This is a genomic window from Kitasatospora sp. NPDC048662, assembly GCF_055587065.1.
The window spans coordinates 16,517-27,511 of the sequence record NZ_JBVJHA010000005.1; the positions used below are offsets into that span (position 1 = coordinate 16,517).

Here is a 10,995-nt window from a genome sequence, read left to right on the forward strand (position 1 = left end):
GTTCGGGGCTCTTCCGGGGAGGGTGCCGGAAGGGTCCGTGCGGCGTCATGGGTGGTGCGGTGGTTCCGGGTTGCCGTAGCCGCCGCCGCCCGGGGTTTCGACCTCCAGGATGTCGTTCGGTTCGACGTTCACGGTCGCGAAGCCGGGCAGGGGCTCGATCGTGCCGTCGTGGCGCAGCAGGCGGTTGGCGCCGAGTGCGCCGGGTGTTCCGCCGGCCATGCCGTACGGGGGGACGCGGCGGTGGCCCGACAGGATGCTGACCGTCATCGGCTCGCGGAAGCGGATCCGGCGTACCGCGCCGTCACCGCCCTGTCGGCGGCCTGTTCCGCCGCTGCCGGGTCGGACGGCGAACTCGTCGAGCAGGACGGGCAGTCGCCATTCCAGGACTTCCGGGTCGGTCAGCCGGGAGTTGGTCATGTGGGTCTGGACGGCGGCGGCCCCGTCGAAGTCGGGGCCCGCGCCGGAACCGGAGGCGATGGTTTCGTAGTACTGGTGGTGGTCGTTGCCGAGGGTGAGGTTGTTCATCGTGCCGGATCCTTCGGCCTGCAGGCCGAGGGCGGCGTAGAGCGCGCCGGTGACGGCCTGTGAGGTCTCGACATTGCCGGCGGCGACGGCGGCCGGTGGGCGTGGGGCGAGCATCGAGCCGGGTGGGACGACGATCCGCAGCGGGCGCAGGCAGCCGTCGTTGAGCGGGATGTCGTCGGCGACCAGGGTGCGGAAGACGTACAGCACGGCGGCGTTCACCACGGCGGACGGCGCGTTGAGGTTGCTGTCGAGCTGGGCCGAGGTGCCGGTGAAGTCCACGGTGGCGGTGCGCCGGCGGCGGTCCACCCGGATCTGTACCGCGATGACCGCGCCGGTGTCGGTCTCGTACCGGTAGGAGCCGTCGGACAGCGAGCCGATCGCCTCGCGCACCGCCCGTTCGGCGTTGTCCTGCACGTGCCGCATGTAGGCCTGGACCACGTCGAGCCCGAACTGTTCGATCATCGCGTTGACTTCGTCGACTCCTTTGCGGTTGGCGGCGATCTGGGCCCGCAGGTCGGCGAGGTTGGTGTTCGGGTCGCGCGAGGGGTGGGGTGCGTCGGTGAGCAGGCGCAGCGTCTCGGCCTCGCGGAGTCTGCCGTCCGCCACCAGCAGCCAGTTGTCGAAGAGGACGCCTTCCTGTTCGATCTCCCGGCTGGTCGCGGGCATCGAGCCGGGGGTGATCCCGCCGATCTCGGCGTGGTGCCCGCGGGAGGCGACGAAGAACAGGATCTCGTGTCCGGCCGGGTCGAAGACCGGGGTGATGACGGTGATGTCGGGCAGGTGGGTGCCGCCGTGGTAGGGGTCGTTGACGGCGTAGGAGTCGCCCGGCCGCATCGCCGGTCCGCGGCGGCGGAGCACTTCCTTGACGGTGGTGCCCATCGAGCCCAGGTGCACCGGGATGTGCGGGGCGTTGGCGACCAGGTTGCCCTCGGGGTCGAACAGTGCGCAGGAGAAGTCCAGCCGTTCCTTGATGTTGACGGACTGGGCGGTCGATTCCAGCCGGGCGCCCATCTGCTGGGCGATCGCCATGAAGAGGTTGTTGAACACCTCCAGCAGCACCGGATCGGCCTCGGCGGTGACGGCGGGCCCGGCCCGTTCGGCGATCTGCTCGATCCGCAGGTGGCCGGCGGGGGTGACGGTGGCGCGCCAGCCGTCGTCCACGACCGTGGTGGAGCCGGCCTCGGCGATCACGGCCGGCCCGGTGACGGTGTCGGCGGGGCGCATCCACTCGCGCTGCAGCAGCGGCACCTCGCGCCACTGGCCGCCGATGGCCATCCGGACGGCGGGGGGCACGGCTGGTCCCTGCCGGTGGACCTCCGGCGCGCCCAGGTCCGGCTGCTCGGTGAGGCCGGTGGCCTCCACCGTGAGGGCTTCGACGACGATCGGACGGTCCATCAGGAAGGAGTAGGTGGCCCGGTGCCGTTCCTCGAACTCCCGTGTCATGTCGGTGAGTTCGCCGAGCGTGACGTCCAAGGTGGTGTCGGTGCCGTGGTACCGCAGCCGGGCCCGGTGGGCCAGCCGGATCCGCTCCGGCGCGATCCCCTGGTCCCGCAGCTCGGCCATGGCGCCCGCCGCCAGTTCTTCGGACAGGGCGCGCAGGTCCGCCATGGCCCCTGTCTCCAGCCGGCGTTCGACGGCATGTTCGCGCAGCACGGTGGTGTCGGCCAGGCCGATGCCGAGCGCGGAGAGCACCCCGGCCATCGGCGGGACCAGCACCGTGCGGATGCCGAGCGCCTCGGCGACCGCGCAGGCGTGCTGGCCGCCGGCGCCGCCGAAGGTGGTCAGCGCGTACCGGGTGACGTCGTGGCCCTGCTGCACCGAGATCCGTTTGATCGCGTTGGCGATGTTCCCGACGGCGATCCGCAGGAAGCCTTCCGCGGCCTGCTCCGGCGAGCAGCCGGTCCCCGAGTCTGCGGCGATCTCGCTTGCCAGTACGGCGAATTGACGCCTGACCAGGTCGAGATCGGGCGGCTGGTCGCCGTCCGGCCCGAGGACGCGGGGGAAGTGCTCGGCCTGGATCCGGCCGAGCAGCAGGTTGGCGTCGGTGACGGTGAGCGGCCCGCCGCGCCGGTAGCAGGCGGGCCCGGGATCGGCGCCGGCCGAGTCGGGGCCGACCCGCAGCCGTCCGCCTTCGAAGCGCAGCACCGAGCCGCCGCCGGCCGCGACCGTACGGATCGCCAGCATCGGCGCCCGCAGCCGCACCCCGGCAACCTCGGTGGTCACCACCCGCTCGAACTCGCCCGCGTAGTGCGACACATCGGTGGACGTGCCGCCCATGTCGAAGCCGATCACCCGCTCGAATCCGGCCAGTCGGGACATCCGCACCATGCCGACGATGCCACCGGCGGGGCCGGACAGGATCGCGTCCTTGCCGCGGAAGTGGCCGGCCGCGGCGAGGCCGCCGTTGGACTGCATGAACATCACCGGTACACCGCTCAACTCCCCTTCCACCTGCCGGACATAGCGCCGCAGGCCGGGCGAGAGGTAGGCGTCGGCCACGGCCGTGTCGCCGCGCGGCACCAGCTTCATCAGCGGACTCGTCTCGCTGGAGAGCGACACCTGGTCGAAGCCGAGCCGCTCGGCGAGCCGGCCGATCTGCTGCTCGTGCGCGGGGTGCAGGTAGCTGTGCAGGCAGAGCACCGCGAGCGCGCCGATGCCGTCCCGCCGGCACTGGCGCAGTTCCTCCGCGAGCCGGTCCAGGTCGGGCCGGCGCAGGACCGTTCCGTCGGCGGTGATCCGCTCGTCCACCTCGATCACCCGGGTGTAGAGCGGTTCGGGCAGGGTGATCTCCCGGGCGAAGATCTGTGGGCGGTTCTGGTAGCCGATCCGCAGCGCGTCGGCGAAGCCCCGGGTCACCACCAGGGCGGTCGGCTCGCCCGCCCGCTCCAGCAGGGCGTTGGTGGCGACCGTGGTGCCCATCCGCACGGAGTCGATCCGCTCGCCGCCGGACGGGAGCAGGGCGCGGATGCCGGCCACGGCCGCGTCGCGGTAGCGGGCCGGGTCGTGCGAGAGCAGCTTGCGGGTCAGCAGCCGGCCGTCGGGTGCCAGCGCGACGACGTCCGTGAAGGTGCCGCCGCGGTCCACCCAGAACTGCCAGCCCCGGCCGGGCATTTCGGCCCCTTCCGCCGCTTCGGGACGCCGGTTCGGCGGGCCACGCCCGGCCGCGCCCCTCGTCGAGTATCCGCCCGGGGGAGCCGGGGTCGCAAACAAGGACATACTGGACATACGGCCAGTCCCGGAGGGCGGTGAGACGCACATGGAGACCGGAGCAACCCGGACCGTTGTCGGCGTTTTCCGGGAGACCGTGCCGGGCGAACGACGGGTGGCCCTGGTGCCCGAAGTGGTTCCCGCCGTCGGACGCCTCGGGCTGACGGTCCTGATCGAGCCCGGCGCCGGCGCCCAGGCCTGGCTGCACGACGAGGCGTTCCTCGCGGCCGGAGCCGAAGTCGCCGGACACGCCGAGCTGTTGCACCGTGCCGACGTGCTCCTGGGGGTGCATCCGCCGGGCCTCGACCGACTGCCCGACCTGCGTCCCGGGCACCTGCTGATCGCCCTGCTGCGCCCCACCGCGATCCCCCAGCTGGTGGGGCAGTGGGCCGACCGCGGGGTCACCGCGATCGGCCTCGACCTGGCGGACCCCCGGCTGCCCGCGGCCCGCCCGATGGACGCCATGGCGTCCCAGGCGCGGATCGCCGGCTACCGGGCGGTGCTGCTCGCGGCCGGACGAATGGGCCGGTGCCTGCCGCCGTGGGGCACGGAGGGCGCGGCGTTCGATCCGGTCCGGGCGCTGGTGGTGGGCGCCGGGCCCGAGGGGCTCCAGGCTGTCGACACCGCCCGCCGCCTCGGCGCCCGCGTCCAGGTCGTCGAACTGCGCCGCAACGAGCGGGCGCAGGCCGTCGCGCTCGGTGCCGAGCTGCTGGCCCTGCCCGGACTCGACCCGGTGGCCGGTGACCTGGAGCTGAGCGAGCGGCTGGCGCACCGCCGCTCCGTGCTGAGCGAGGTTCTCGCGGCGGCCGTGCCCCACTACGACCTGGTGGTGACCGCACTCGCCCTGCCCGGCGAGGACCCGCCGACGCTGCTGCGCACCGAGGCGGTGGCGGCGATGCGCCCCGGCTCGGTCCTGGTCGACCTGGCGGCCGGTCCCGCACACGGGCCCGCCCCGGCCGACGGCTGGGCGCGCGGCAACCTCCAGTGCGCCCGGCCGGACGCCACGACACTGGTCGGCGACGGGGTGATCGTGATCGGCGCCGGCGAGCTCGCCGCGCAAGTCCCCACGACGGCCTCGCAGGTGTACGCGCACAACATGCTCGCGCTGCTGACCCATCTGACCCGCCCCGGCGGGCTCCACGTCGATCCGACCGATCCGGTGCAGGACGCCATGGTGGTGACGCACCACGGGGCCGTCCGGCACGCCGCCACACGGCGCCTGCTCACCAACGCGATGGCTGCTGCCGGCCCGCCTCCGCCTTAGCTCCGGCCGTGGTCCCGGTCTCGTTGGTCCCGTCGCTGGTCGCGGTGCCGCGACAAAGGGCCGGCGAGCAGGAGGGCGTACCGCCCGATCGCACCGGCGTGCTCCGCGCACTGCCGGTAGTCACCGGACAGCAGTACCAGGTCCGCGGCGGTGCCTGCGTCCAGCGGGGCCTCCACCGTGAGCAGCCTCTCGTACAACAGGCGCTGCCGCCGGGCCGTCCCGGGCACCTCCGACAGGAGGTCCGCGACGCCCTCCGGCGTGGGCTGCTCCAGGACGTCGGCCGCCCGGCCGACCAGGCCGACGGCCGCCTCGGCGATTCCGCGCAGGGGCGTGAGCAGCCGCTCCGGAAACGGCTCGCGGCCCTGCCGCGCCCAGGCCAGCTCCAGCAGCCGCTGGGCGAGCACCCCCAGCCACTCCACCTCGCGGCCCACCTGGACGCCGACCACCACGGCCCGCAACCCCGCAGGCACGGCATCCGCGGCCTCCTCGATCCGCCCGCGCAGTTCGGCCAACGCCTTCTCCGACCGCACCGCCCCGCCCGCCGCGACCACCCCGCCCGCTGCGCCGACCTCGGCCGTCAGCGCCGCGCTCGCGCCGTCCAGCGCCTGCTCGGCGAGCCGGACCAGAGCGGCCAACTCGCCTACCAGATCCCGCAGTTCACCCTCACCGGTATCCGACATCGGTCGGCTCCCGTCTCGCTCGGAACACCGGGCCGCCCGCTCGGCCACGTCGCGCAACCCCTCCCCGACAGTCTCCTCTCGGCGACCACCGCCCGACACCTGCGACGTACGACCGTCACGCTCCACGCCCGGCAGGCCACTCCACGCGAAAGCCTCCTGGCCCGCCGACCCCTCCAACCACCCTGGAGGGCCCGGCGCCTCACCCTGCCGGGTGACCGCCATTCGGCCCAATGCCCACCCCCGTACGGCGGAGTGCCCGCAACCGGTGATCCCGAAAGTCGTTGTCCCTGCGCACCCGTCACCACACGCACCGGACAACGGGAGACCTCCCCCCATGAAGACCGCCTTCCGTGGCACCCTGCTGGCCTCCGCCCCACTGCTCGCCACCCTGCCGCTGATCGTCGACACCTCCGCCCGCGCCTACTCCGCCACGCCCACGACCGATGCCACCTGCGTCCTCCACGCCCACGGGGTCTTCACCACCGCTGTCGATGCCGGCGGCACCGACACCCCGATCCCCGACACCCTGACGATGACCGGAACCGTGACGTGCGTGGATTCCGCGGGCGCGCCCCTGGCCTCCGGCGCCTTCGAGCGAGTCGTCACCATGCCGTCCACGGAGTGCACCGGCGACGAACACGGAGACACCTCCACCACCACCATCCACTGGAGCGACAAGACCACGTCCACGTTCAGGTTCGACAGGACGGACGTCATGAAGGTGAACGGCACCGCCTCCCTCGTCGTCAGCGGCGCAGTCACCGACGACAGCGCGGCCTTCGCGAACGACACCATCAAGGCCGTGGGCACCAGTTACGGCGCCGGCTGCGGCACCCCCGCCGGCGAAACCGCCCTCGACTCGACCCTCGTGCTCCGTCTCACCCACTGAAACGGTCCTGCACGACTCCTGAACGCCCCCCCACCGGCCGCTGCCCGCGCCCGTACACAGCTCGCGCCCGCACGCAGCCCGCGCCCGCACGCAGCCCGCGCCCGCCCGCCGCCCGCACGCGAAGGAAGACCCGACATGTTTCCCTCCCCTCCCCTGTCGCAGGCCGCCCCGGCCGGACTCATCAGCCCCAAGGCCCGCGTCTACGCGATGCTCGACACGGACGGCGACGGAACCGCCTCCCGGCACGACTACTTCGTCCGGATCGAACGGGCCCGGCAGGCCACCGGCCGGGCGCAGGACGATCCCCTGGTCCTCGCCGCCCACGCGGCGGGCGAACGGGCCTGGGCCGCGATGGACGCCAACGGCGACGGCGTCATGACCTTCGAGGAGTACGACGCCTGGGTGGATGCGGACAAGTTCGACCACGTCTGCCGCCACGCCTTGGCGGCCCTGTTCGACCTCGCCGACGCGGACCAGGACGGTGCCGTGCAACGCTCCGAGTTCACGGCACTGCGCCAGGCCCTCGGCAACCGGGCCGACAACGCCGAGGCCGCGTTCGACGCCCTGGACACCGACGCGGACGGCCGGGTCGGCCGCGACGAGTACCTGGCATCGATCCGCGCGTACGTCACCGGCGACGGATCCCCGATGGGCGAGGCACTGTACTGACCGCCCATCCTCCCCGCGTCGTCCGCGACAGAACCTGCGCCGCCACTCCCGCCCCCTGGAAGCTTTCCTGACGGACTGTCAAACTTCCGTCCTCACCGCCGAGTTGGAGAGGCAGAGGGCATGTCGAACATCGAAGCGCGCAGACCGACGGCACCGCGTCTGCGGTCGCTGCTGAGCCTGCTGATACTCGCCGCCGCCGCACTGCTGGCCGGGCCCGTGCCGCACGCGGCCGCCGCCACCGGAGAGGCGGACGCGTACTACATCGGCCGCGACGGCGGCCTGTGGAGCTACCACTACGCGGACACCACTGGCACCTGGACCACCGCCACCCGACAAGGCCCCGCCGCACTCGCCCCGCCCGGCGCGCGGGTGGCGGCGGTCCGGGTACCCGGCCACCGGCCCGCCGTCTACGTCGTCGCGACGAACGGCGCACTGTACGAGTACTGCGGGGACAACCCGACCAGCGCACCGATCGCACTCACCGGCCCCGCCAACGCCCAGCCCGGTGGACGCATCACCGCCACTTGGTCCGGCTCCCAACTGGCCCTGGTCACCAGCACCTGGACGGGCCCGGCGGCGGCACCGACAGCGGTGGCCTCGCGCCTCGGCGACGCCTGCCTCTCGATGAGCGTGGACTGGCGCCAACTCCCGGCCCCCGCCGCCTACCCGCCCTCCTCGGAGGCCGCCGTCGTCCTGGTCTCCGGCCGCCCCGGCATCTTCACCGTCGACGACACCGGCGCCGTGACCGTCGGCTGGACCTCCCCGACCACCGGCGGCCTCTTCACCTACATCATCGCCCCCACCGGCAGCGCCAAGCCGGGCGCCGGCATCGCGGTGACCCCCGGTACCACCGCCAGCACCTTCACCGTGTTCTTCGCCGGCCGCGACGGGCGCCTCAACCGCGCAACCATCGGCGCCGGCGCCGGCCCCATCGGCCTCCCACAGCCCAACACCACCGCCCCGACCGGCAGCGTCCCGGACGGCGCCACCCTCTCCGCCGCAAAGAACGCCGCCGGCACCGCAGTTGGCTACGTCGCCACCGACGGCACCATCACCCTCGCCCACCTCTCCACCACCGGCCTGTGGCAGAGCACCCAACCCATCAGCACCTCCGGCTTCTCCACCCCCGGCAGCTCCGTCGCCATCTCCGACATCGACGGCTACCCCGCCTGCGGCACCAACGGCCCCCTCCCCGTCCACTTCGGCCCCAACCGCGGCCCCTCCCCCGACCCCTGGGTCACGGCCGGCCCGAACGTCACCACCGGCGCCAACATGACGTTCGTGTAGGCCTCGCCACCGCTCGACCCCAAGGCGGGCACAGGCACCGGCGATCACGGGGGGTTCCCCCACCCCGTCACCACCCGGGCGACCCGTGCCCGCCCCTCCGTTCCCACCACCGGCAGTGTCCTCACCCGCAGGCCAGGGTTGACCCTCTCCTGGCGTCAGGGTTCAGCATGGGGGCGTTCGGAAGGAGAACGGGTGTGGCTGAGCAGGGTGTGACGTATTCGGTGGGGCAGGTCGCGGGGTTCGCGGGGGTGACGGTGCGGACGTTGCACTATTACGACCGGGAGGGGTTGCTCTCGCCGAGTGAGCGGAGTGCGGCGGGGTACCGGCTGTACAACGACCGGGATTTGGCGCGGCTTCAGCAGATCCTGTTCTACCGGGAACTCGACTTTCCGGTGGAGGAGATCCGCAGCATCCTGACCGATCCGCAGGCCACCGCGCTCAGCCACTTGCGCGAGCGGCACCGTCAACTCAACGAGCAGATCGGCAAGTTGCAGCGGATGGTGGAGGTCGCCGAGCAGGCCATCGAGATGGAGCGGACGGGCGTGCGGCTCTCGCCGGAGGAGCGGTTCGACATCTTCGGTGAGGTCCGCTGGGATCTGAGCTACGCGACGGACGCCCAGCTGAAGTGGGCGGACAGTGCGCGGCAGCGGGAGTCGATGGAGCGGGCGGCCCGGCACAGCAAGGAGGACTGGCGGCAGCTGATGGCCGAATCGGCTGCGTGGCGAGGGGAGTTGATCGTCGCGTTCGAGGACGGCCAGGCCGCCGACGGTGAGCGGGCGATGGATCTCGCGGAGCAGCACCGGGCGCATGTGGAGCGGTGGTTCACGCCGTGTCCGCCGGAGTCGCACCGGGTGATCGCGGGCGACTATCTGACCGATCCGCGGGCGTTCGCGATGCTCGTCCCGCCGTCCGAGCAGTTGCCCGGGCTGGCCCGGTTCCTGCACGCCGCGATCGAGGCCAACGCCCGTCGCATCATGGAGGGTTGAGGAAGAGATGCGCATTCTGGTCACGGCGGCGGGTTCGCACGGGGACGTCGCGCCGTACACGGGGCTCGGCGTCCGGCTGGCGGAGGCCGGGCACGAGGTCGCGCTGGCGACGCACCGGAGCTACGCCGGGATGGTGGAGCGGTGCGGGCTGGAGTTCCGGCCGCTGCCGGGGGATCCGCGGGCGGGCGGGGAGGGGGTGAAGGGGAAGGGTGCGCTGCTCCGCCGGGCGAAGGAGTTCGTCGGGGAGCTCGGGCGGGGGATCGCGGAGGTGGCCGAGCCGGGGGCGGACGTGCTGCTGCTGTCCACCTCGACGGCGCCGTTGGGGTGGCACGTGGCGGAGGCCCTGGGTGCGGCGAGTGCGGGGGTGTATCTCCAACCGGTCGAGCCCACGGGGGAGTTCGGGCCGGTGGTGGGGGGTGCCAGGTCGCTCGGCCGGTGGGGGAACCGGGCGGCGGGGCGGGCCGCGCTGGGGGTGGTGGACCGGCTGCACCGGGACGCGGTGACGGAGCTGCGAGCCCGGCTCGGCCTGCCACCGCTGTCCGGACCGGCCATGCGGCGCAGACTGGTGCGCGAACAGTGGCCGGCGCTGCACGGGTTCAGCACCGCGCTGGTGCGCCGCCCGGCGGACTGGCGGCCCGGGCTGGACGTGGTGGGCAACTGGTGGCCGGCCGACCCGGGTCAACTCCCGGACGAGGTGGAGGAGTTCCTCGCAGCCGGCCCGGCGCCAGTGTTCATCGGGTTCGGCAGCATGGGCGCGGGCCAGGGCGAACGACTGGGCCGGCTCGCGGTGGAGGCACTGCGAGCGGCGGGGCAGCGGGGGGTGCTCCAGGCGGGCTGGGCCGGGCTGACGGCGGACGCGGACGACGTGCTGCCGGTGGGGCAGCTCGACCACGCCGCGCTGTTTCCGCGCATGGCGGCCGTGGTCCACCACGCGGGCGCGGGCACGGCAGCGGCGACGCTCCGCGCCGGTGCGCCGTCGGTTCCCGTCCCGGTGACGGCGGATCAGCCGTTCTGGGCCCGCCGGTTGACGGCGATCGGCGCGGCAGTGGCGCCGATCCCGTTCGACGGCCTCACCGCGGAACGCCTCGCGGCCGCGATCCGGCGGGCCTGCGCCGAACCGTCCCACCGGGAGCACGCGGCAGCGGCCGCCGCGCGGATGGCGAAGGAGGACGGCGCGGGCCGCGTGGCGGACCTGGTCGCCCAACTGGCCCGGGGCATCGGCGTCTGAGCACGCCAGGAGGGGGCGGCGGGGCCGACCCCGCTCGCGGGCTCGCCCGCCGCGCCGGGCAAGCGCCGCAGGACGCAGGCCCAGGCAGGGGGCGGCGAGCTGCGGGTCGGCATCTCCTCCCAGCATGCCGGAGGCGGGAGGAGTTCGAGCACGCCCGCCCGCCATCGATGGGGCGACGCCCGACACGACGCCACCGGGCCGGGCACCGGCCAGAAGCAGATGTTCGCCGGGCGCTTCGGGGACGGCGGCGTCCGGCCGGT

At 73.6% G+C, this 10,995-nt stretch carries 8 protein-coding genes; 6 read left to right on the forward strand and 2 right to left on the reverse strand.

Features of this window, described 5'->3' with window-relative positions:
- Positions 1–45: 45 nt before the first annotated feature.
- Positions 46–3,636, reverse strand: a complete 3,591-nt coding sequence (locus ACZ6R9_RS15900; protein ID WP_465538578.1) for a hydantoinase B/oxoprolinase family protein — start codon at positions 3,634–3,636, stop codon at positions 46–48.
- 145 nt (positions 3,637–3,781) lie between these two features.
- Between ACZ6R9_RS15900 and ACZ6R9_RS15905 the strand changes: the two genes are divergently transcribed.
- Entirely contained in the window at positions 3,782–4,996 is a 1,215-nt protein-coding gene (locus tag ACZ6R9_RS15905; RefSeq protein ID WP_465538579.1) for a Rossmann-fold NAD(P)-binding domain-containing protein, read from the forward strand.
- Here ACZ6R9_RS15905 and ACZ6R9_RS15910 read toward each other — a convergent pair.
- The gene (locus ACZ6R9_RS15910) at positions 4,993–5,676 is read right to left on the reverse strand and encodes a hypothetical protein (RefSeq protein ID WP_465538580.1); all 684 of its coding nucleotides are present in this window, start codon (positions 5,674–5,676) and stop codon (positions 4,993–4,995) included. The two genes, ACZ6R9_RS15905 and ACZ6R9_RS15910, sit on opposite strands and share 4 nt — an antisense overlap.
- Before the next feature lie 334 nt (positions 5,677–6,010).
- On the opposite strand from ACZ6R9_RS15910, the gene ACZ6R9_RS15915 reads away from it, so the two are divergent.
- The 5 genes from ACZ6R9_RS15915 (at position 6,011) to ACZ6R9_RS15935 (ending at position 10,735) form a co-directional block, all read left to right on the forward strand.
- On the forward strand, positions 6,011–6,565 hold the full coding sequence (locus tag ACZ6R9_RS15915) for a hypothetical protein (protein ID WP_380480914.1): 555 nt from the start codon (positions 6,011–6,013) through the stop codon (positions 6,563–6,565).
- Between the two features lie 135 nt (positions 6,566–6,700).
- Positions 6,701–7,234: an EF-hand domain-containing protein gene (locus ACZ6R9_RS15920; protein ID WP_380480911.1), complete on the forward strand. Its 534-nt coding sequence runs from the start codon at positions 6,701–6,703 to the stop codon at positions 7,232–7,234.
- A 120-nt stretch (positions 7,235–7,354) separates the two neighbouring features.
- Positions 7,355–8,521 carry a hypothetical protein gene (locus tag ACZ6R9_RS15925; protein ID WP_465538581.1) on the forward strand — a complete coding sequence of 389 codons (1,167 nt, stop codon included), beginning with the start codon at positions 7,355–7,357 and terminating at the stop codon, positions 8,519–8,521.
- Between the two features lie 209 nt (positions 8,522–8,730).
- Positions 8,731–9,507, forward strand: a complete 777-nt coding sequence (locus ACZ6R9_RS15930; RefSeq protein WP_465538847.1) for a MerR family transcriptional regulator — start codon at positions 8,731–8,733, stop codon at positions 9,505–9,507.
- 7 nt (positions 9,508–9,514) lie between these two features.
- Positions 9,515–10,735, forward strand: a complete 1,221-nt coding sequence (locus ACZ6R9_RS15935; RefSeq protein WP_465538582.1) for a glycosyltransferase — start codon at positions 9,515–9,517, stop codon at positions 10,733–10,735.
- Positions 10,736–10,995 lie beyond the last annotated feature (260 nt).